The following is a 21,696-nucleotide window of genomic DNA, read 5'->3' on the forward strand; positions in this document are numbered from 1 at the left end:
GGGGAGCGCTTCCTCCGCGTGGATCACCGGCGGCGTCGTATGGATCGTGGCCCTGCGGGACCGGGACGAACGGTCCCGGGTTCCACCCTTGCTCGAACCGATACGCGCGGCCGTCGACGAACACGCGCAGCCCGGATTGCACGAGGTAGTGCTCCGGCATGCCGGGAGCCCGCTCGACCTTTTCGTCGAACCGCTTGAGGAAGAGGATGACGTCGGCCGAGGGAGCCCCGGGGAGCCGCCCGATGGACGGGTCGAGCTCATAGACCCCATATTCGACGGCCACCGCGTCGTTTGGCGCGAGCGTACCGCGATACGCCTTCTTCACGACGTGGTCGACGACCGCCTGGTAGGGCCCGATCCGTCGCTCGCCGGTGCGCGTCGCGAGGACGATGTGATCGCTTTCGAGCGCGAGCGACGCGAGGTCGTAGTGTTTCATCATGGCCGCCTCGGCGCGGCCAGCCGTTCCAAGCAGGAGCGCGAGCACGGCGATCATCAAGATCGACGCCCAGCGGCGGGCCCTGTGTCGGTGCGCCAAAGGTGCCTCCAGGAGCTCAGTCGAAAATGGCAGGGCCGGGCGTGAGGATGCGGCGGGGGTCGAAGCGGTGTTTCAAGTGGGCGAAGGCCGGCCACAGGGCGCCGAAGTGATCATGCCAATCGGCGGACGTGAAGGGAATGCCGCTCGCCGCATACCGTTTGCCGCCGAGATCGCGGAGGGTTTCGTAGATGGCGCGGTTCTTGGCGAGGAGAGTGGCGACGACGGGAGGGGGCGCGAAACGGAGGAGAGAGAAGAGATACACCGTGGGCTCGTCGGGGAGGGCGACGAAGGGAGCGGTGACGGCGGCGCGTTTGAACGGGTAGATGAGGATGGGTCCGCCACCCATGTCGTCGGGGGTCGTCTGGTCGAGGACGGATTGAATGAAGGAGGCCGCCTCGGAGCCGGGGACGAACATGTCGATCCACGGGTGGGGAAGCTGCCAGGCGCCGACGGACTTCAGGAGCGCGACGAGGGGGGCAATGCGGTTGGTGAAATCGAAATGGGTGAGGTCTTCCACCGTGAGGGTGGAAGGTGCGAAGGTGAGGTCGCCGGTGAGCGCGGCGTCGTCCGGGGGCTCTCCCGCAGCGTAGTATTTGACGGCCTCGATCTGATACACCCATCCACCACCTTCGGCGGGTTGAGCGAAACCTTCGAGGTAGTCGAAGCGCCCGTCGTCGATGAGTTTTTCCTGGTCGGCCATCAGGTCGACGAGGGCGGGGTACAAGGCGGTATAGCGGCGGGCCATGCCGGGGACGTCGATGAGGCGGACGCGGGCGCGGACGATGATGCCGAACTGGCCAATCCCCCCGAGGGCAGCCTGAAAGAGATCGGCGTGGTGGGTGGGAGAGCAGGCAATGAGTTTCCCCTTCCCCGTGATGATCTCGAGCTCGAGGACGTTGTCCACGAGCATGCCGTGGCGGAAAGCCTGGCCGCCGATGCCGCCCACGGAGAGGGTGCCGCCGATGCTGAGGTCGATGTGATCGGTGAGGGCAGGAGGGCTTTTGCCGAGCGGTGTCGTGGCGGCGAGGAGGTCGATCCAGCGGACGCCGGCATCGACGAGAGCGCTATCTTCGTCGATCTCGTGAATGGTGGCGAGGGAGGCCATGTTGATCACGATGCCAGCCTCGACCTGGGATTGGCCGTAGACGCTATGGGTATTGCCGATCATGCTCATCCCGCCGACCGGGATCCGGTGGGCGTTGGCGAAGCGGAGGATCGCGCGGATGTCGTCGATCGAGCCAGGGAGGAGGACGGCAACGGGGGTCTGGTGGACGATGTGGCCAAAATCGTCCGCCGCAGCGGCGAGGTCGTCGGGAGCGAAAAGGAGCTGTCCGTCGAGGGATGGGAGGCAGACGGCGTCGGAGGCGGCGTCGGGCTGGGATAACCAGGCGCGGGCAGAGGGGCTGAAGGCGAGGATGGCGGAGGCGGCGGTGAGGCCGGCGAGGAAGGTTCTGCGGGTCTGGGGCTGCGTCATGGTCGATCGCTCCTGAAGAAGGGAGAGGCGGACGGAACCAGTATAGTGGAAACGGGGCGCCCTGACAGCCGCCCTCGTGCGGGCTTCAAGAGCCGTTCGTGAAGCTGACGCGCAAGATCCGACCTATCTCCAGGGCGATCCATATGGCCCCATCGGGTCCGAGCACCAGGCCATGCGGCTCGGAGGACGGGGTTGGCAGATCGTATTCGTGGATCACGCCCTCCGAAGTGATGTGACCCAGCCGGTTCGCGCCCCACTCCGTGAACCAGCATGCACCGTCTGGATCGGCCACGATTGCGTGGGGCCGCGCAGTACGATCCGGGAGAGGAAACTCGCGCGTCGTGCCATCCGGGGTGATCCTCCCGATCTGGCCTGCGCCAATCTCGACGAACCAGAGGGCGCCGTCACGGCCGAGGGTGATACCCACGGGCGCGGCGAAAGGCGTGGGCAGAGGATGGATCGCGACCTCGCCCTCCGGCGTGACACGGCCGATGGCATTGGCCTGATTGAGGGTGAACCAGAGGGCGCCGTCGGGGCCAGCGGTCATGGCCGAAGGGAACGCGCCTTGGATGGGCAGCGCGAACTCCGTGATCGCGCCGTCCGTCGTGATGCGGCCGATCTGATCGGCGTTCATCTCTGTGAACCACAAGGCGCCATCCGGACCCGAGGCAATGCCGAAGGGACCCGCGTTCGCGGTGGGCAGAGGAAAAGACGCCATCTCGCCCGCGGTCGTGATGCGCCCGATCTGGTGATCGCCGGATCGGGTGAACCAGAGCGCCCCGTCGGGTCCCGGCGTGAGGATGCAGGGCCGAGATCCCGAGGCATCGAGCGGAAAGACGTCGAGCTGGCCTTCCAGGGTCATGCGCGCGACCGCCCCGCCGTGGACCAGCGTGAACCAAAGGGCTCCGTCGGGGCCCGTGGTGATGCCGTAAGGGCCAGCGTCCAGGCGCGCGAGGGGGATTTCCCGAAAGACGGGGCGTCCAATTCCTGCCATCGAGATCTACACCAGCAGGAGTCGCCCGGGCTGTCAACCGGGGTACGAAGACAGCCCAGCGTCAGCGATAGACGGGAGGTGCGTTTTCGTGCTGCACGAGCAGGGTGGTCATCTGCTGCCCGTACGTGAACGCGACGCGGCAGTAGACGATGCGGCCGCGGAACTGGGCGAGCGTGTCGAGATCGCCGCGCACCTCCAGCGACGGAGGATGGTCACGAACGATCAAGGAGCTTATCTCTCGATAAAACATGGCTTCCGAATAAATCACGCCGGTGTCGACCACTTGCAGCCAGGTGCCCTTGTAGTCGTTCGAGAAAATGCCGCCCTTTTGCTGCGCGATCCATACGTCGACCAGGGTGCCGTTCGCGAGGGGGACGGCCCCAGGCATGTCGATACGTACGACGTTGTTCGACGCTCTCATGTATCGACCTGTGGACCGCCCATGATCCCGTCGGCCTCTCGTAGCACGCATCCCGCGCGGCGGTCAAACCGTCCGGTGCGCGGGGCGCCCCCTCCCCTTTTGCATGCCGATCCCAGGTCCTCGCCGCGCCCTCCCCGGACCCGGGAAGGGTCTCCTCACGGCGCGCCGCCGAGGATGGGCGTCGCCGGAGCCTCGTCCCCTGCGCCTCCGGAAGCGGAACGAGCGTCGCTCCCGGGCCCGCGGGAGAGGAAAACGCCCGCGCTGATCAGGCACAACACCACCACGATGACCGCGATTATCTCGAGGACCTTCTTCATTCTCCTCCACTGCGATATCGCACCGCGACACCGCAGCCTCCTCGCCGGGACGGTGGATTGAATCTCAACAATGCGCGCGCACCGCGCCATTCCACGCGGAGCGATCCGCCTGCTCGGCTCGCGTGCGCAGCCCGTCGTCGAGCGCGGCGTAGATTGCCCGCCGAGAGGCCCCACGTCCAGAAGAATTCCCCGCATTGCGGACATTGCTTGTCCGACCCTCCCCCGCGGCGGCGAGCGCGGCGCGCGCCGATCTCCGTCCGAAGAGTTCACGAGGTGCGAGAAAGAGGTGGGTAAGCGGCCTACACGACGCGTGGAGGCGAAGGATGCGTTCGACTCTGTCAGAAGCGGATTCCCGGCCCGAGGACGCCCAGCGTCAGGGCCGTGATCGCGGCGCCCGCCGTCAACCACGCGGGCGTCGGAGCCAGCTCAAGGGGTGGTCCGACCTCCCCCCGCGGAGCCTTCACCCACGCGGGGAGCCATGCCAGAAAAAAGGTGCCTCCCAGGGTCGCGAGCGCGGAGGACACCACGTATTGCATCCCCTCGGCATTCATGAGCGCCGCGATGCTGAAGAGCACACCGCCGACCGCGCCGTAGGGAACCCAGCAGAGAATACGCGCCGCCGTCGCCCGCTCGGGGAGCTCGGTGCCCAGGTGAGGATCGAGCCGGCGTAGCAGCACGCGCAGCGCTGCGGCGGAAAGGATGGCTCCGGTGAGCGTCAGCGCGATCCTCCAGGCAAGCGGGCGCGAAAGGCCTGCGATGAAGTCGGCCCAGTCGCCATGATTCCCGAAGGGTGACGTCATCAAATAACCCGCGCCCATAAAGAGATTCGTGGCAGCGAGCAGCCAGTGTGCGTACCAGCGGTTGCTAGGCCGCCCGGGCGCGCGTGGCATGGTGGCCAAAAAGAAGGCGCCGAGGAGCAGGTTGGCGACGGTGCCGCCGGCCTTGATGGCGCGCACCGCCCATTCGCTCAAGCCCTGCTTGTCGCAATCGAACCAGGCGCTCGACATCCGCAGCGCCTTCCCGCCCACGATCAAGCAAGCTCCCCCGTGACCCACGCCCTCGTGACCCGCCGTGGCAACGAAATACGCCATCACGCCGATCACGAGGGTCGTCATCACGGTCGATCGCGTCGGGTTCTTCATGCAGAGGATCCTCGTCCGGCCGCGGTCCTGGCGGCCTCCGTCGAGGCTACAACGAGCGCGCGCCGCGGGACAACGGCGCGGCGTCCGCTCCCGCTCCCGCTCCCCCCTCCCAATCTTTCCCCGCCCTGCCCGTCCTACCCCCGGCCGTATGCTCCGACTTCTTCGCCGCCGCCCCGCCCCGGACGCCCACGTCATCCGTCCTCCGGGCCCTCGCCTCCTTCGCCGTATCGCCCTCCGCTTCTTTCAGTGCCCTCCCCGTGCGTGGCGCACGCTGCCGGGCGTGCGCGCGCCCGTCATCCTCGCCTTCATCTTGCCGCTCGCCTGTTACGCGTTCGGCTTGTTCCCCGCGTTCTCGGCCTCCGGAGAGTGCTGCAGCCCTTTGCGTCTGCCCTGCCTCCCGGCTGCATTCCATGGCGAGGACCTGGTGGACGCTCCCCTGGTCGTCGTCGATCGCCACCACGTGTCCGTCGACGGCGTCGTCGTGGCCGACACGCCCGAGCTCGGCGATGCCCTCGAGCCTCTCCACCTCGACGAGCTTCGCGTGCTGCTCGTGACCAAAAAGGAGCTCTGGAGGCAGGTCCGTCCCGACGCACCATTCCCTGGTGAGGTCCTCATCGCTGCCGCCCATGACCTCCCCATCTCCGCCGTCAAGAGCGTCATGGCCAGCGCCGCCGCGGCGGGGTATCCGCATACGAGCTTCATGGTCCAGAAGCTCTATCCCCCGGTGCGCTGAGGTCGAGCCGCCTCGGGCCGCCTGCGATTACCCGCGGCGCGATACGGACTTCATCGCGCGATCGATGCCGGTCTTGAGGCTCCCCGTCGTCACGAGGCCTCCGAACTCTGCGCCCAGGCCCACGAGGGTTTGCGCGACCTCCGCGCGAATTCCGCTGAGAATGACCTCTGCGCCGAGGAGCCGCGCGGCTTGCGCGGCGCGGAGCAAGGCGCTCGCGACCTGGGTATCCACCACGGCCACGCCCGTGATATCGAGGATGGCCACGGCCGCGCCCGTGCGGCTCACGCCTTCGAGCAGCGTCGTGAGGACCTGCTCGGCTCGCTCGGGATCGAGCGCCCCGACGAGCGGCATCGTGAGAATCTGATCGGTGATGGGGATGAGGGGCGTCGACAGATCCGCGACCCGCTGGCGCTGCGCCTCGATGATCTCTTTTTGCGACATCGTCTCGCGCAAGAGCTCCTCGGCTTGCTGGCGGTCGCTGATATCGATCAGCGTTCCGATGAAACCCTCGATCGCGCCATCCGCGCTCCTCGTCGGCACGGCCTTCCCGCTGACCCAGCGCAGGGATCCATCGGGCAAGCGGAACCTGAAGTCGATGGCGTGCTTTTGCTCCCCCGTTTTCACGATCTCGACCCAGCTCTCGACGACGTGGCTCACGTCGTCCGGGTGGACGGCACGGATCCATCCTTCGCCCAAGGCCTCACGCGCCGGCACGCCGGTGACGGTCGACCAGGTGTCGTTGACGAACGTGATGTGCCCCTCGGCGTCGGTCTCGAAGACCGCAAGGGGCAGGCGCATCGTGATCGAGCGGGAGCGCTCTTCGCTCCTGCGCAATGCGCGCTCCATCTCTCGCTGCTCGTTGACGTCGACGCAGCAACCGACCCACTTCCCGATGCTACCGTCCTCGAGCAGGTGCGGAACGCCTATCGACCAGAATTGGTGATAGAAACCGTCTCGGCCCCGAAGGCGAAACTCGACGTTGAATATGCCGCAAGTGCCGACGGCGTTCAGCCAGGCCGTCGCCGCGCGGGCGCGATCCTCTGGATGCAGGGCGTCGACCCAGCCGACGCCCTGGAGCTCCTCGACGGTTTGCCCCGTGAACGCGCACCATTCCACCGACGCGAGGCCCGACGTTCCGTCGGCGTTCGTCGACCACAAAATCTTCGCCACGGCCGCGACCAGCGCCTGGGATTGCTCCGCGCTCATGCGAAACTCGTGCCGCTCCAGCTCGAGCTCGGCGACCCTCGCCTCGAGAGACGCGATCCGCTCGTGCAGCGCGCTCATCTCGTCGGCGTGGCTGTCCGTCGTTTCGGGATCCATGGGACGACCGTACCACGATCGGACGTCGTTGGAATCACCCGTCGGCACCAAGGCGGGAGCCGGTGGGGGGCCCGGTGCCTTCCCTCACGGATCGCCAAAAACATGACGATTCGAGATGCAATTCCAGCATCGCGCGCTCGGCTTCCCAAGACGAACGTTCCTTCGGTACACTGCCGCGCATGCAGAGCAAAGCGGGCACCGTCGAAGCGTATCTCGAGAGCCTTCCCAGCGATCGTCGTGCGGCACTGGAGGCCGTGCGCGAGGTCATCCTGAAGAACCTCGATGGGGAGTACGAAGAGGGCATGCAATACGGCATGATTGGGTACTACGTGCCCCACCGTGTGTTTCCGCCGGGATACCATTGTGACCCGCGGCAGCCGTTGCCCTTCGCGAGCCTCGCATCCCAGAAGAACTACATGTCCGTCTACCTCATGGGCGTCTACGGCGATACGGACGCGCGGAAGTGGTTCGAGGACGCCTGGGCGAAGGCGGGAAAGAAGCTCGACATGGGCAAGTCCTGCGTGCGATTCAAGAAAGTCGAGGACCTGGCGCTCGACGTGCTCGGCGCGGTGATCAAACGAATGCCCGCGAAGAAGTACGTCGCGCAGTATCAAGCGACGCTCGGCGCCATGGGCAAGGGCAAGGGCCGGCCTGCGAAGGCGGAGGCGGCGACGGAAAAACCGGCGGCCAAGAAGGCCGCGAAGAAGGCGCCTGCCGCGAAAAAGGCTCCCGCGAAGAAGGCGGGCGCGAGGGGCTCGGCAGGTTGAACATGGAACCGAGGTCCTACCCGGCAGCTCGCGCGAGCACGGCGTAGAGCTCGCGGAGCTGGAATGCCTCGGCCATCGCCCGCACCTCGGCCGCCCACGCGGAGAACCGCGCGTCCTCCTCTTCGATGGCAGCAAGCGCCTGCAAGAGCTCCGGAATTCGCCCCCGCTCGGCCAGGTCGAGGAGGCGCGCCATCACCTCCCGAGGCGGCTCGATGCGTGGCGCGGGCGTAGGGTCCTTCTCGGCCTCGTCCACGACGCGCGGAGCGCGGATCCACGTGATTTCGAGGCGCCGCGCGAGCACGTCGAAGAGCGCCGGGAGGCGCACGGGTTTGGGGAGGAATTCGTCGCAGCCCGCGTCCTTGGCGCGCTTTTGTTGCGCCTCGTCCACGCTCGCGGACGAAGCCACGAGGGGCAAACCGGCGAGCGCAGGGAGACGGCGAAGGCGCCGCGCGACCTCGTCGCCGGGGAGGTCCGGCAATGCGAGGTCGAGGATCACGAGATCGGGCCGCCGCGCCTCGATCTGGGCGAGGGCCAACGTGCCGTCCTCGGCCAGGAGGACCTCGAACCCGAGCGGACCAAGCGCGTCCCGCAGGAATACCCGATTGCCCTCGTTGTCGTCGACGACGACCACGACCCGCCGCGCTCCCTCGTAGCCCGTGATCACCTCGGCGGGGTGCGCCTCGCCGGCCGACTCTTTTTCCGCGACGACGGAGAGCGGCAGCGCCACCGTGAACGTGCTGCCCTCGCCGAGCGAGCTTTCGACGTCGAGCCGGCCTCCCATTTGCTCCACGATCTTGCGGCTGATCGAGAGCCCGAGCCCGACGCCCTCGGCGCGCGCTCCCCGATCGCCGGCCTGCTCGAAGGGATCGAAGATCCGCGCGAGATCCGCTTTCGCGATCCCCGGCCCCGTGTCCTCCACGCGAAAAACGAAATCACCGCCGCTCGTATCGACCTTCAGGGTGACGCTCCCCGCGCGGGTGAATTTGATGGCATTGCCGAGCAGGTTGAGCAGGACCTGCGTCAATCGTTTCTCGTCGACCCGGGCCCAGACGGGCAGAGCCTCGGCGGGCATGTAATGAAAACCGAGCCCCTTCTGCTCCGCGCGGACCCGGCAGAGATCGGCGACGCTTTGCAAGAGCGCCGGGAGGTGGACCTCCGCCGGGGCGAGCTCCATCTTGCCCGCCTCGATCCGTGCGATGTCGAGGACATCGTCGATGAGCGCGAGCAGGTGCTCGCCCGACCGCTGCACGACGTCGAGCCCCGCGTGGTCCTCCCGCGAGAGCCGCGGGGACCGGGCGAGGATCTGCGTATACCCGAGGATGCCATTGAGCGGCGTGCGCAGCTCGTGGCTCATGCCCGCGAGGAAGCTCGATTTCGCGCGGTTCGCAGCGTCGGCCGCCTCCATCGCCGCTTTCAGCTCGGCCGTCCGCTCCTCCACCTGCGTTTCGAGCTCCTCGTTGCGCCTCGCGAGCGCCCGGAGCCTCACCCGAACGCCTCCGTACACGAGCGCCGAAGCCGTCAGCACATACCCGAGGTAGGCCCACCACGTCCGCCACGGCGCGGGCTTGACCTGGAACGCGATCGATACGGGCCCCGCCACGTTGCCGGCATAATCGCGGCCCCACGCCTGGAAGGTGTACGCCCCCACGGAGAGGTTCGTGTAACGCGCCTTCGTGTCCACGGTCCAATCGCTCGGCGAAGGGTCGAAGCCCAGGAGTTGCATGCGATATCGCGTGTCGGGCGCGCGAAAAAAGGAGAGGAGCGAGACGTCGAAGGCGACCGTGTTCTGATCCCAGGGGAGCACCGCCTCCGGCGCGAGCGCCCCGCCCGCCGCGCGGACCGCGGAGAGGACGAGGGGCTTCGGCGTGACGTCCTCGATTTCGCCCGCCGGATCGAAGACGGCCGCGCCTCCCACCGTGCTGACCCAGATACGGCCGCGGCTATCGACGAACGAGCCGTTCTGCTGGCACTCGTTGCTTGGCAGCCCATCGTCGGTCGTGAAGGTGTACAGGGAAAACTCCGCCGGATCGTCGGGCGTGGGCGCGCGGGGCGTGAGGCGCGCGACGCCGCGCACCGTGAAGAGATACGTGCGCCCCCGGCTGTCGGCGCGCACCTGCACGATATCGTCGCTCGGCAGCGCCGGCCGGCTCTTCGTGTCGAGCCGCTCGAGCCACACCTCGGCGTCGAGGTCATACCGCGCGACGCCGGCGCCCAGGGTGCCTATCCAGAGCACGCGCGCCCCGCGCGTATCGCGTAGCTCGGCGAGGGTCGTCACAAAATTGGAGCCGAGCGGCGTGTTCGCCGTGGTGTAACTCCTCCACGCTCCGTCGTCGAGGCGCGAGAGGCCCTTGAGCGTGGCAAACCACGTGCTCGTCCCGCCTCCCGGACGTGGGGTCTCCAGAATGGCGTGTACCTGGTCGTCGAGGAGCGGGGAGCTCCCCTGCTGAAATACCTGCCACGTCCCGTCTTCGTCGAGGCGCCCAGCGCCGACCGACGCCACCCAGAGGCCGCGCCCGTCGATCGACTCCTTCAGGTCGAACACGTTGCTTTGCAGGATCGGCACGTGGCTCGCGCCGTACGTCGTCAGCCGACCGGCCTCCCAGCGGTGGAGTTTGCCGCCGTCGTCCCCGAACCAGACCACCCCGGGCTCCCGTCGAGAGGGTAGGAGGGCCGTGATCATCGACTTGTCCGACATCTCGGGCGGAAGGACCGGAGACATCCCCTGCTCCGAGAGCCGGAACAGCTTGTTGTCCGCGCCCATCCAGGTCTCGCTCCTGCCCTCCGCGTCCCGCACCTCGCCGAGCCCCATGCTCGTGCCGGAGAGCGGTGAATTGCGCGGCGTGAAGGCCACCCACCCGTCGTGCCGGAGTTGCCCGAGCCCGCCTGCGCCCATCCAGAGCGTGCGGCCGGTCGCCGCGACCGCGAGGACGACGTTGTCGGGCAGATTGGAGTTTGTCGTGGTGAGCGTCGCCCATTGCCCCTTGGAGAAGCGGGCGAGACCGCCGCCATAGGTGCCGGCCCAGATCGTACGTTCTCCCGAACCATCCACCGTCTCGGCGAGCGCGCGGATCGGCACACGAGGCGCGTGCGGGGATTCCGGCCCGACACGCTCCCACCGGCCGTCCGTATATCGGAGGACGCCGGAACGCGCGGCCGCCCAGAGCTCGTGCTCGCCTTTCCCATCGGCGGTCTGCAAAAGCGAAAAGACGCCTTGCACGTCTTCGACTGCGCCATCCGCCTCGAAGGGCGCGCAGCGTCCCTCCTCGCAATGAAAGATTTCATCGACGCCGACCCAGAGCGTCGGCTCGCCAGACGGCAATGTACCTTCGAGGAGCGAGTAGATGTCCGGGTACTCGAGGCCCGGCCCGAGCTCGACGCGGTGGAAACGCCCGCCGTCGAACCGATACAGCCCATGGGTGCTGCCCACCCAGACCGCGGGCCCACGGCGTGATCCGAGCATGGAACGGATCGGATACCCACTCGGGAGGCCCTCGGCGGCCCCGAACCGCTGAAACGCCCCGTCGGCAAACCGGAAGACAGCGCCGTCGACCATGCCGAACCAGACGGAGCCGTCCTGCGCCGCGGCGATTGCCTGGACCCAGCTCGGCGAGCCGCCCGTCGGAATGGCCAGGGGCGTGATGCGCTGGCCATCGTGGTAGGCCGCGCCGCTCTGCGTGCCGATCCACATGCGGCCGCCGCGGTCGAAGGTGATGGCGTTGACGACGCTATGGGGGAGGCCCTGGTCGACGCCGAAGACGCGGATCGTAGGCGTGCCGAGCGCGGCCGCGTCCGCCGCGGAGGACGCACGAGCTAGTGTCGCGGCGAGCGCGAGGGCGAGGACGGCAACGAGGCGGCGGGTCACGCGGGTGGATGGTAGTCCCTGCGAGGTCGAATGTCCTCGGTCCACTTGCCCGGGATCCATAGGACTCTGGTCCCATGGCGGGATCTTTCCTGCAGAAGACGCCGCCGAAGCGCTCGCAGCGCTCGGCGACATCGTGGACGACGACCGGCGGGCCGCGACGATCATCCAGCGCATGCGCGGTCCGTTACCGGCTTCGGAGGAGAATGGTGCGTAAGGGGAGCGCGCCTCGTCCACGAAGGCGAGCTCCCAGAGCCGTGCGGTCTTCCGTACCCGTGCATCGATATCCGGCGGTGGGGGGAGGCGCCCCGGCTGATCAAAAGCTCGCTCGGTTCCCAGGCGCATCGTGAGCCCCCTGGCTCGTTTTCCATTGTCGTCCAGTCGGTCGACGTGCGATTCGATACTCCATGCAAGCAATGACGAGACACCGCTCGGCAATGCTGGGCGTGCTGGTGTTGGGCTTTGGTGGAGCAGGGATGACGGGGGCGTGCGGGTCGCCTCTCGATCCGGGACCTGTCGATTCGTGCCCGACTCCAGCCGACACCCCGACCGACACGTCGACCGAATGCGCGGAGCCGATGCCCAAGCCGTGCATGCTTTACCGCATCCCGCTCGTGGGAAACCCGAAGGAGGACGTCGCGCTGCGCAGCAAGTACATCGCCGCGTTCGGCAGCGCTTGCTACATGTCCGAGGCCGGTTCGTTCGACTGTTTTTACAAGACGTGGGAGGCAGCGTGCGCCGATGCCGCGAAGATCGGCGAGGTGTCGGGAAATGCGCCGTACGACACAGGCTACAAGTGCCAGCCCGTCGGCAACGGTGACTACACGCTGCAAGTCGGCTCGGATGTCGCGAACAAGATCCTGATCAACTACCAGGCCGCGCCGCTCCAGACGTCGCTCATCGAGATCAAGAGCGTCCCGACGGAGGTGAGCGGTCCGTACCGGAACTTGGTCGAGGTCACGACCATCAAAACGGACAAAGGCTTCTACTGCTCCAGCGGCCAAGTCAACGAAAAGGGCGAGCCCCTCAACCAGAGGGAGTGGGTCCTCCAGGTCAACCGCAAGGCGCACAAGGGCGAGATTCACTCCGATCTCGCGGGCTTCACGTGGCCTTGCGAGGATGAGAACTGCAAGCCAACGACGTGCACGGAGAAGCTCGTCCTCCTGGATCCGGATGATGACAAGACGCCTCGATACGACCCCGATCGCGCGGAGGTGCACCACGTGGTGCCCATGAAGGATCTGCGCAGTTGCCCGTGGGGCACGAACGCGTACAAGAACGCAGCCGTCATCTCGCGGAGGCTCAATCGATTTCTCTTCAACAAGGTCCCGCCGGAAAAAGAGGTGGCGCAGATCAACAAGGTTCTGCCGTACACGCCGTGACGCGGTAGGCGGACGCAGGCGGCGAGCCCGTTGACGCCGAGACCGACGAAGTCTAGGCGAAACACCATGATCGAACGGGCCACCCCTCACTTCGGGCGCCTCGTCTTCGACCGAGACGCCATCGTCCGCGCCGCGCTGCGCGCGTACGTCGAGACCTACCTCAAGCGGATCGCGCGCTTTTGGTATCCAGCCTCCGACGGCGCCGAGTGGATGGGCGACCCGAAGCGGGGCGCCATCTACAACGACGACGGAGAAGGAAACTACGAGGTTGTCGCGTGGACCGAGGCGGGCGTCGTCGGCCTCGCGTGCGAGATCGGGGCCGGGTCGATCGAGCAGCTCGGCCTCTCGCTCGATGCGGTGACCGGCGGCCCGGACGACGTGCGCGGGGCCGTGCCGGGGCTCCCCGCCGAGCTCGAGCCCGCGTTCGTGGTGGCCGTCGGCATGCTCGACGTGGGGGAAGAGCATGGGGAGAGGCGGGCGGGCGTGGGCTTCTGGCTTCATGGCGATCGCGTCGGCGGCACGCTCCTCGCCGTCGACGATCCGTATCGGGCCCACGGCGCCGTCCGGCTGGCCGCGTGGGGCTTGCTCTACAACGGGCGGCTCTTGCCGCTGTCGTGTGAGTCGTATCGTCCACGCCCCGGGTGGATCGTGACGTACCACGACCGCCCGCAAGACGCCCCCGCCCACGCGGTCATCGACGCGGTGGTCGACCGGAGGCTCGCTGGCCCCACGGAATTCACGCCCGCCGAGCTCGAGACGCTCCTTCTCCCCACGCCCGACCCGAAGCGCGTACGTGGCGCTCAACGCAGGCTTCAAAAGGTCGGCATCACCTGGCCCGGCTCGCCCGAGATCCCCGAGGAGCCGACATAACGGGCCAACCCCTTTTTGCGGTGACTCGTCTCCCCAAATGAAGGCGCAAGCTCCCACCGATTGACCTACCTCGTCGCAAAGCGGCAGCGGTGGCGGTAGCGCGAACGGCAACTTCGGACTCCGCGCGCGCGTCCACGCACCTCGCGAGCACGTCCACGGACCCCGCAAGCAAGTCTTCGGACGCCGCGAGCACAAGCCCGGCCTGCTCGCGACGTTCGAATCGACGATCCGGTATCACGCGCTCTACGCGGACAGGAGCGCCGCCACCCGGCGCAAGAACCAGGAAAGCGCAGCCGCGTCTGCCGCGGAGCCCACGAACGAAGCATAGAGCCCCGGGCGCCACGCCCCCGCGGGACGCCCTACCGCGCGCCTACAAGAGCACCGCGCATTCGATCCCGTGAGCCCACCACCCGTAAAACGGGGGGCTACGCTCACCCCGATGCGAGCTTCTCGCAGAGCTCGCGAAGGCGATACGTCTCGGCCAGCGCGCGCACCTCGCTCACCCACGCAGAGAGCCGCGCGTCCTCTGCTGCGAGCCCCTCCAGCGCCTGCAACAGCTCCGGGATTCGTCCTCGTTCGGCGAGGTCGGACAAGCCCGCCACCACGTCCGCGGGTGGCTCGATCCGGGGCGCGGGCACCTCTTCCCGAGGAGCCTCCCCCATCACGCGCTGCGTGCGGATCCAGGTGAGGCCCAGGCGCCGCGCGAGCAGCGCGAAGAGCGCCGCGAAGCGCACCGGCTTGGGGAGGAACTCGTCGCAGCCGGCCTCCTCCGCGCTTCGCCGCTGCGCCTCGTCGCCGCTCGCGGAGCAGGCGACGATGGGCATTGCCTCGAGCGCGGGGAGCTGACGCAGGCGGCGCGCGACCTCGTCGCCGTGCATGTCCGGCAGGACGAGGTCCAGCATCACCAGATCAGGCTTCCTTTCCTCGACCAGCGCGATGGCGCGCGCGCCGTCCTCGGCCTCCTCCACCAAAAATCCGAGCGGGCCGAGCGTGTCGCGCAAGAGCGTTCGGTTGTTCTCGTTGTCGTCGACCACGAGCAGCACCCGCCGCGGGCCCTCGTAGCCCGTGATCGGCTCGGAGGGGCGCTCATCGACGGCCGTCGTCCGCTCCGGAACGTCGGGCAGGCGGAGCGCGACCGTGAACGTGCTGCCCTCGCCCAGCACGCTCCGCACCTCGATCCGACCGCCCATCTGCTCCACGATGGCGCGGGTGATCGACAGCCCGAGCCCCGCGCCCTCGGCGCGCGCGCGCCGATCCCCCGATTGCTCGAAGGGCTGGAAGATGCGCGCGACGTCCGCAGGCGCAATGCCCGGCCCGGTGTCTTCGACGTGAAAGAAAAATTCCTCGCCCCGAGCCTCGACGCGGAGGGTGACGCTCCCCGTTCGGGTGAACTTGATCGCATTGCCGAGCAGATTCAGGAGCACCTGGGTGAGCCGCTTCTCGTCGGCCCGCACCCAGGTCGGCGCGCCCTCGGCGGGCAGGTCATGAAATGCGATCCCCTTGTCCTGCGCGCGCACCCGGCAGAGGTCCACCACGCCCTGCACGAGCAGGGGCAAATGGACGTCGCTCGGGGCAAGCTCCATCCTGCCCGCTTCGATCCGGGCCAGATCGAGCAGGTCATCGATCAACGCGAGCAGGTGCTCGCCCGACCTCTGCACGACGCCGAGCCTTTCGTGGTTCTCCCGTGAAATCTCCGACGATCGGGCGACGAGCTGCGTGTAGCCGAGAATGCCATTGAGCGGCGTGCGCAGCTCGTGGCTCATGCTGGCGAGGAAGCTCGATTTCGCGTGGTTCGCCCGGTCGGCCGCCTCCTTGGCCGTTTTCAACTCCGCCGTGCGCTCCTCGACCTGCTGCGCTAGCTCCAGGTTACGCCTGGCAAGCGCCCGGAGCCGCACGCGCACCCCTCCCCAGACGAGCCCCGAGAGCGCGAGCGCATACCCGAGGTAGGCCCACCACGTCCGCCACGGCGCGGGTTTTACCTGGAAGGCAATCGAGACCGGCCCCGCCACGTTCCCGGCATAGTCGCGCCCCCAGACCTGGAAGGTGTACGCGCCTGCGGAGAGGTTCGTGTAGCGCGATCGAGTGTCCGTGGTCCAGTCGCTCGGCGCCGGGTCGAAGCCGATCATCTGGGTGCGCAGGCGCGTGTCGCGCTCGCGGAAGAACGACAGGAGCGCGTAATCGAAGGAGACGGTGTTCTGGTCCCACGCGAGCGCCGCGCCGGGATCGAGCGCGAGCGCGCCCCCCGCCGCCCGCGCCGAGAACAAGGCGAGCGGCTTGGGCGTGACGTCCTCGATCTCCTCGGCCGGATCGAAGACCGCCGCGCCGCCGGCCGTGCCCGCCCAGATGCGGCCCCGGCTGTCGACGAACGAGCCGTTCATATTGCACTCGTTGCTCGGGAGCCCGTCGTCGATGGTGAAGGTGTAGAGGGAAAATTCCGCGGGATCGTCCTCGGTGGGCGCGCGGGGGGCGAGGCGCGCGACGCCGCGGTTGGTGAAGAGGTAGACCCGGCCGCGGGCGTCCGCGCGCACCTGATAGACGGCGTCGTCCGGCAAGGCCGGGCGGGACTTGGTGCCGAGAGGCGCGCGCCACGCCTCGGCGTCGAGGTCGTAGCGCGCGACGCCGCCGCCCAGGGTGCCGATCCAGAGCACGCGCGCGCCACGAGCATCGGGCAGCTCGGCCAGCGTGGCGACGAAATCCCCTCCGAGCGGCGCATGGGCCGACGTGTAGCTCGTCCACTGGCCGTCCTCGAGCCGGGACAACCCGCGGCGCGTGCCGAACCACGTGGTGATCTTGCCGCCCGGGCGGCCCGTCTCCAGGACGGCCGTCACCCCGTCATCGAGGATCTGCGAATTGTCCCGCCTGAGGACTTGCCACGCGCCCTTGTCGTCGAGGCGCGCGGCGCCGCCGCCCAGCGTCGTGACCCATAACCCGTGCCCGTCCAGCGACTCGCGCGCGTCGGTGACGTTGCCGCGTGGCATCGGGGAGCTCCGCGGGTCGTAGGTCGTCAGGTGCCCGTCCTGAAAGCGGTGGAGCTGCCCGCTGGCGCTGCCAATCCAGACCACGCCGAGCTCGCGACGCGAGGCGAGGAGCGTGGTGATGCTGCTGCCGAGCCCCCCCGGTGTCTCGGGCTCCGTCAGCGTCGAAAAGCCTCCCGCAGCGTACCGGATCACGCTGCCATCCATGCCGAACCACAGCTCGGGCGCGCCGCCCTGGGCGTGCACCTCCGTCATCGCGTACACGGCGCCGGCGAGGGGCGAGTTGCGCGGCGTGAACGCCGTCCACCCCTCGTGCCGCAACCGGGAGAGCCCGCCGTTGTTCGTGCCGATCCACAGCACCTGCGCCCCGTGCGCGCCGCCGCTCGGCGCAAGTGCCATGACGTAATCGTCCGGCAGGGCCCCGCGCGCCTTGTTCGACACCGCCCACGTGCCGTCGTGCAGGCGTGCGAGGCCGCCGCCGAACGTACCGATCCAGAGCGTCCGTTTTCCGGTGCCGCTCACCGTCTCGCCGAGCGTCCGCACGAACCCGGCCGGCAATGGTGAATTCTTCGTCGTGAGCTGCTCCCAGCGCCCGTCTGCGTAATGGGCCAGGCCCTCCATCGTGCCGACCCAGAGCTCGGGCCGGCCCCCGTCGCCGACGGTGGTGAGCAGCGCGGTGACGGTGGGATGGGGCAAGCCGTCCGCCTTGGTCGCGAACGGGGCGCAGCGCCCGGCCTCGCAATGCAAGAGCCCGCCGGTCGTGCCGACCCAGAGCGTCGGCTCGCCGCTCGGCAACCGGCCTTCGCGTACGGCGTCGACTCCGACGCGCTCGAAGCCCGGCCCGAGCTCGACCCGGCGCAAACGCTCGCCCTCGTCGACGCGATAGAGGCCGCCCTGCGTGCCCACCCAGAGCACGTGGCCGCTCCCCTCCTGCGTCTCCACGATCGTGCGCACGAGGCCGCCCCCGGGGCCCTCGGCCGCCACGACGCGCGTGAACCGTTCGCGCGCATAGCGGAAAACGTCGCCCATCTCGAGCCCGAACCAGACGGCGCCGTCGTGCGTCACCGCGATGGCCGTCACCCAGTTCGAGGCCGCCGCCTGCGGCAAGGGCAGCGGCGTGAAGCGCCGACCGTCATAAGAGGCGGGGCCGGCCTGGGTGCCGATCCACATCCGCCCACCGGGCTCGAAGGCGATGGCGTTGACGCTGTTCTGCGGGAGGCCGTCGTCCGCGCCGAAGGAGCGAATCGTGGGCGCGCCGAGCGTGACGATGTCGGCGGCGGAGGATGCGCGCGCGAGCGACAGGACGAGCGCGCTGGCGATCCCGGAGAGTACGCGGCGATGGCGGGAGGAGGGTCGGAGGGTCACGCGGCGCGCATCTTACGCGCACGACGGCTCTTGTGGCGCCCGTCGACAGCGGCATCCGTCGGAGCGGGCCACGAGTTGCGCAGACACAACCGTTCCGTGCATCATGCGCCCCCATGCACCCCCGGCCGAATCGAACCCCGCTCACCCCCGCCGCTCGCAGCGAGCTCGCCGCCGACGCTGCCCGCCTAAAGGTCTGCTTCGAGCATGTGCGCGCGCACGCTCGCGGCGAGGTCGAAGGCCTGTTCGGGCCGGGCTCGATGACATGGCGCGTCTGGCGCGAAGGCTCGTGGGTCACCTCCATGATGGCGATGTTGCTGCTCGAGATTGCCCATCCAAGCGTCGGGGCCGGCGTGGTGCAGAACAGCAACTTCCAGAACGACGTGATCGGGCGGGCGCGAAGGACCGTCGCCTCGACCGCCGCCTGGGTCTTTGGGGATCTGCAGACCGCCCTCACGACCAGTTACAAGATCCACAAGCTGCACGCCCGCGTGCGCGGGACCATCCCACCCGAGGTCAGCCCGCGGCTCGCCGGGCAGCCCTACCGCGCCAACGACACACAGCTGCTCTTCTGGGTCCATGCCACGATGGTGGATTGTGTCGTGAAGATGTACGAGTCTTTCGTGGAGCCGCTCTCCGCTGCGGAGCTCGAGCGCTACCATGAAGAATCGAACCTGCTGGCGATCCTGATGGGCGTACCCCCCAATGAGGTGCCGGCCACCTGGGCGGACTTCCGTGCCTACATGGACCGCATGCTCAACGGCGATACGCTCGAGGCTGGCCCAGCCGTCCGCAAGGTCGCTCATGCTCTCTTCAATACCTCGGTCACGCGTGGTCCGCTCGACGAGGCGCTGACCCTCGGGCTGCTGCCGCCGCACCTGCGCGAGGCGTTCGGTCTGCCCTGGGGACCCCGCTGGCAACAAGCGCACGATACGCTCTTCGCGGCGCTGCGCGCCGGCCGGCGAGCGCTCCCCGAGGCGCTACGTTACCTGCCCGGCTACCATCAGGGATGCCTGCGTGTCGCCGTGGCCCGAGGCGAGCACCTGCCCTGGGAAGCGCGGCTCGTCAACGGGCTGGACCGCTGGGTAGACCTCCCGTGGAGCCTCAAGCCCATTCCCATTCCAGACATGGACGACGATATCTGATGGCGCTGAGCTGGGGCGTTGCCCCAGGCCCCACCAGGGGCTATCCGCCCCTGGACCCGGACCAGCGCAAGCGCTGGACCCGGGGTCGATGAACTGCGCGATGCGCAGTTCATCGAACAGGCCAGGTCAAGACCGGCGGGCGACCCTGCCAACCAAGACAGCCACGCTGCCCTTTCAACGGGCAACGCGGTCCAACCGGCCCGTTGGAAGAACTGCGCGGAGCGCAGTTCTTCCATCACGAGTCCAGGGCTTGCCCTGGTCCGGGTCGAGGGGCGGATAGCCCCCGCGGGGTCCGGGGCAGCGCCCCGGCGCGGCGGCCCCAGCCCAAGAAGAGGCCAATGCGCGCGCCTACAAGAGCACCACGCAATCGAACCCGCCGATCGACAGTCCCCAGTCGTCCCCGATGTTCCAGCGACGGAGCTCGGCGTCGATGATGCGGAGCGCCTCGTCGGCGTGGCGGAAGTCGTGGATGCGGCTCGACCAGTTCCACTGGGGGCTCGGCGCGTCGCTCGGGTCGGCGCAGGCCCCGAGCCCCAGGCCTTCGACGCTCATCTCCCCGAGCGCTTTCTGCATCGCCCCGTGCACCGACAAGCTGAACGCATGGAAGTGCACCTTCGGGCACGCGACGGGATCGGCGTCGGGGGCGTCGCATTCATTCAGATCGCGACGGCTGTAATCGATCTGGCGCGTCCCGTGGCCGTGGACGCGGATGTAATACTGTGGGGCGTCCGGATACTGGCCCCGACAGGTCTTCGGTGGCTCGAACGAGACCCCTTCGGCGCTCGGGACGAGCGTGATCTGCGAGGGCTGCCCCTTCACCCTTGCCTCCGGGCAGTCCGTCGCGGCCAAGCGCGGCGGGGGAGGCGCGCAGCCGACGAAAGCGGCGCAAGCCACGAGGACGAGGACGTGAAGCCGCATTGTCGCGAGCGCTTCGCGCCCGAGGGCTCGTTGTCTGAGCATGCCATGTCTTCTCCGGCGGACGTTTTGATGAACCGTGCACGCGCTGTCCAGGCAGCGATCGTGCCAGCCCGAGCCGCCGGCTCCGACTCCACCGCCGGCACGTAGCTGTCGACAGGGCGTCCACGCCCCCGCTTCGGTTGTGGACGCCCCGTCGACAGCGCTCCGACGAGGATGCCGAGAAGAAAGATCGCGGTCGCTCCCCGCGAATCGCCTCCTGCACCGCCGCAACCCGGCCCCCGCCTGCGCGCCCGCCGACCTCGAGCGCTGTGAACCGCCGATCCCTGGGCGCGTCCTCCCCCCTGCGGCGCCGCAGGCCGCCCTCCGCGCTCACCCGCACCCGATCGATGGCGCCCGAGGTCGCCGATCCCGCTCCGGGAACGCCGACCTCGGGCGCCGCAAGTCGCCCTCCGCAAGGCCGTCTCCCATCCTGCAGCGCCGCAGGTCCCCGAACGCGCTCTCCGCCCCCCATCCTGCGGCGCCGCAGGTCCCCGAACGCGCTCTCTGCCCCCCATCCTGCGGCGCCGCAGGTCCCCCTCCGCGCTCGCGCGAGCACGATTTGGCCGCCCTCCGCCCGCATCGGTCCTTTCTCCGCTCCGTCCGACGCCGCGGTAACCATCCCCGCAACCCTTTCGAGAGGTATTCCCATGGGAGAAATCATTCGCAAGAACGCGGCGGCCGACGACATCATCGCCGACGCCCAGACGACCCTCACCCAGGCCAAGGCCCGCGGCAGCCGCTGGCACGAGCTCGCCGAGGGTCGCCTCGGCTCCGCACTCGCCCTGCACGCGGGCGTCGAGGCCCAGCGCAAGGCCGCCGAAACCACGCTCACCCCGCTGCGCGCCCAGATCGACGCCCGCAACGACAAGGCCGACAAGACCATCGGCAAGGTGTACGATATCGTCTGGAACGAGATCGGCCGCCCCGCCCACGACGCGGCCCTCGCCGTGATCTTCCCCGACGGCATCGCCTACTACGCCGAGGGCGACACCAACGAGCAGCCCGAGCGCATGGATATCCTCGTGCAGCTCCTGCAATCAGGCATTCACCCAAAGCTCTCCCACGCAACCGCCATGAGCGCCGCCGCCGAGATCATGGCGGAGAGCGAGGCCCTACGCGCCGCCGTGGAGGCCGCCCGCAAGCCCGCAGCGCAGCTCAAGGTCCTCGGGCGCGTGCGCACCTCGCTCGCCCGGGTCGTGCACGCAGAGCTGTCGAATCTGAAGCGGCTCTACAAGGCTGAGGGATTCAGCGAGGCAGAGATCCACGCAGTCATCCCCGACCGCCCCACGGCAAAGCCAGCAAAGAAGGCAGCGCCGACCGAGTGACCGGGGAGGCGCTGCGCTGGGGCGTTGCCCCAGGCCCCACCAGGGGCTGTCCGCCCCTGGACCCGGACCAGCGCAAGCGCTGGACTCGGGGTCGATGAACTGCGCGATGCGCAGTTCA

At 68.5% G+C, this 21,696-nt stretch carries 15 protein-coding genes; 6 read left to right on the plus strand and 9 right to left on the minus strand.

The window, feature by feature from the left end:
• Nucleotides 1–551: 551 nt before the first annotated feature.
• The 5 genes from KEG57_RS51135 to KEG57_RS51155 all read right to left on the minus strand — a co-directional run bounded on the left by KEG57_RS51135 (nt 552) and on the right by KEG57_RS51155 (nt 4,883).
• Nucleotides 552–2,009 (minus strand): FAD-binding protein, encoded by a 1,458-nt coding sequence (locus tag KEG57_RS51135; protein ID WP_272425381.1) that lies wholly within the window; start codon nt 2,007–2,009, stop codon nt 552–554.
• Between the two features lie 85 nt (nt 2,010–2,094).
• Nucleotides 2,095–3,003 (minus strand): Vgb family protein, encoded by a 909-nt coding sequence (locus KEG57_RS51140; RefSeq protein ID WP_272425380.1) that lies wholly within the window; start codon nt 3,001–3,003, stop codon nt 2,095–2,097.
• Between the two features lie 61 nt (nt 3,004–3,064).
• Nucleotides 3,065–3,424: a hypothetical protein gene (locus KEG57_RS51145; protein WP_272425379.1), complete on the minus strand. Its 360-nt coding sequence runs from the start codon at nt 3,422–3,424 to the stop codon at nt 3,065–3,067.
• Nucleotides 3,425–3,579: 155 nt separating this feature from the next.
• Nucleotides 3,580–3,741: a hypothetical protein gene (locus KEG57_RS51150; RefSeq protein ID WP_272425378.1), complete on the minus strand. Its 162-nt coding sequence runs from the start codon at nt 3,739–3,741 to the stop codon at nt 3,580–3,582.
• Between the two features lie 338 nt (nt 3,742–4,079).
• On the minus strand, nt 4,080–4,883 hold the full coding sequence (locus tag KEG57_RS51155) for a hypothetical protein (RefSeq protein WP_272425377.1): 804 nt from the start codon (nt 4,881–4,883) through the stop codon (nt 4,080–4,082).
• 148 nt (nt 4,884–5,031) lie between these two features.
• Here KEG57_RS51155 and KEG57_RS51160 point away from each other — a divergent pair, with 148 nt between their 5' ends.
• Nucleotides 5,032–5,616: a biopolymer transporter ExbD gene (locus tag KEG57_RS51160; protein WP_272425376.1), complete on the plus strand. Its 585-nt coding sequence runs from the start codon at nt 5,032–5,034 to the stop codon at nt 5,614–5,616.
• A gap of 27 nt (nt 5,617–5,643) precedes the next feature.
• Here KEG57_RS51160 and KEG57_RS51165 read toward each other — a convergent pair whose 3' ends face one another.
• A complete protein-coding gene (locus tag KEG57_RS51165; RefSeq protein ID WP_272425375.1) occupies nt 5,644–6,936 on the minus strand; it encodes a PAS domain-containing protein in 1,293 nt (430 codons plus the stop codon).
• A gap of 179 nt (nt 6,937–7,115) precedes the next feature.
• On the opposite strand from KEG57_RS51165, the gene KEG57_RS51170 reads away from it, so the two are divergent.
• Nucleotides 7,116–7,703 (plus strand): DUF1801 domain-containing protein, encoded by a 588-nt coding sequence (locus tag KEG57_RS51170; RefSeq protein WP_272425374.1) that lies wholly within the window; start codon nt 7,116–7,118, stop codon nt 7,701–7,703.
• Between the two features lie 16 nt (nt 7,704–7,719).
• On the opposite strand, the gene KEG57_RS56000 is transcribed toward KEG57_RS51170, so the two are convergent.
• Nucleotides 7,720–11,565: a hybrid sensor histidine kinase/response regulator gene (locus KEG57_RS56000; RefSeq protein ID WP_272425373.1), complete on the minus strand. Its 3,846-nt coding sequence runs from the start codon at nt 11,563–11,565 to the stop codon at nt 7,720–7,722.
• Between the two features lie 575 nt (nt 11,566–12,140).
• Here KEG57_RS56000 and KEG57_RS51180 point away from each other — a divergent pair.
• Complete coding sequence (locus tag KEG57_RS51180) at nt 12,141–12,944, plus strand: hypothetical protein (protein WP_272425372.1); 804 nt, start codon at nt 12,141–12,143, stop codon at nt 12,942–12,944.
• A 66-nt stretch (nt 12,945–13,010) separates the two neighbouring features.
• Entirely contained in the window at nt 13,011–13,814 is an 804-nt protein-coding gene (locus KEG57_RS51185; RefSeq protein WP_272425371.1) for a hypothetical protein, read from the plus strand.
• Nucleotides 13,815–14,245: 431 nt separating this feature from the next.
• Here KEG57_RS51185 and KEG57_RS56005 read toward each other — a convergent pair whose 3' ends face one another.
• On the minus strand, nt 14,246–18,154 hold the full coding sequence (locus KEG57_RS56005; RefSeq protein WP_272425370.1) for a hybrid sensor histidine kinase/response regulator: 3,909 nt from the start codon (nt 18,152–18,154) through the stop codon (nt 14,246–14,248).
• A 113-nt stretch (nt 18,155–18,267) separates the two neighbouring features.
• On the opposite strand from KEG57_RS56005, the gene KEG57_RS51195 reads away from it, so the two are divergent.
• Nucleotides 18,268–19,296, plus strand: a complete 1,029-nt coding sequence (locus tag KEG57_RS51195; RefSeq protein WP_272459947.1) for an oxygenase MpaB family protein — start codon at nt 18,268–18,270, stop codon at nt 19,294–19,296.
• A 348-nt stretch (nt 19,297–19,644) separates the two neighbouring features.
• Here the strand turns inward: KEG57_RS51195 and KEG57_RS51200 are convergent, their stop codons facing one another.
• Nucleotides 19,645–20,256, minus strand: a complete 612-nt coding sequence (locus KEG57_RS51200; protein ID WP_272459948.1) for a hypothetical protein — start codon at nt 20,254–20,256, stop codon at nt 19,645–19,647.
• Nucleotides 20,257–20,900: 644 nt separating this feature from the next.
• Here KEG57_RS51200 and KEG57_RS51205 point away from each other — a divergent pair.
• Nucleotides 20,901–21,578, plus strand: coding sequence for a hypothetical protein (locus KEG57_RS51205; RefSeq protein WP_272459949.1), 678 nt, complete (start codon nt 20,901–20,903; stop codon nt 21,576–21,578).
• Nucleotides 21,579–21,696 lie beyond the last annotated feature (118 nt).

Source organism: Polyangium jinanense (assembly GCF_028435365.1).

Coding starts and splice junctions, on each gene's coding strand:
- KEG57_RS51185 (WP_272425371.1), top strand. CDS start 13,011: ATGATCGAACGGGCCACCCCTCACTTCGGGCGCCTCGTCTTCGACCGA.
- KEG57_RS51155 (WP_272425377.1), bottom strand. CDS start 4,883: ATGAAGAACCCGACGCGATCGACCGTGATGACGACCCTCGTGATCGGC.
- KEG57_RS51135 (WP_272425381.1), bottom strand. CDS start 2,009: ATGACGCAGCCCCAGACCCGCAGAACCTTCCTCGCCGGCCTCACCGCC.
- KEG57_RS51145 (WP_272425379.1), bottom strand. CDS start 3,424: ATGAGAGCGTCGAACAACGTCGTACGTATCGACATGCCTGGGGCCGTC.
- KEG57_RS51200 (WP_272459948.1), bottom strand. CDS start 20,256: ATGCTCAGACAACGAGCCCTCGGGCGCGAAGCGCTCGCGACAATGCGG.
- KEG57_RS51160 (WP_272425376.1), top strand. CDS start 5,032: ATGCTCCGACTTCTTCGCCGCCGCCCCGCCCCGGACGCCCACGTCATC.
- KEG57_RS51195 (WP_272459947.1), top strand. CDS start 18,268: ATGCACCCCCGGCCGAATCGAACCCCGCTCACCCCCGCCGCTCGCAGC.
- KEG57_RS51170 (WP_272425374.1), top strand. CDS start 7,116: ATGCAGAGCAAAGCGGGCACCGTCGAAGCGTATCTCGAGAGCCTTCCC.
- KEG57_RS51150 (WP_272425378.1), bottom strand. CDS start 3,741: ATGAAGAAGGTCCTCGAGATAATCGCGGTCATCGTGGTGGTGTTGTGC.
- KEG57_RS51180 (WP_272425372.1), top strand. CDS start 12,141: ATGCCCAAGCCGTGCATGCTTTACCGCATCCCGCTCGTGGGAAACCCG.
- KEG57_RS51205 (WP_272459949.1), top strand. CDS start 20,901: ATGGGAGAAATCATTCGCAAGAACGCGGCGGCCGACGACATCATCGCC.
- KEG57_RS51165 (WP_272425375.1), bottom strand. CDS start 6,936: ATGGATCCCGAAACGACGGACAGCCACGCCGACGAGATGAGCGCGCTG.
- KEG57_RS51140 (WP_272425380.1), bottom strand. CDS start 3,003: ATGGCAGGAATTGGACGCCCCGTCTTTCGGGAAATCCCCCTCGCGCGC.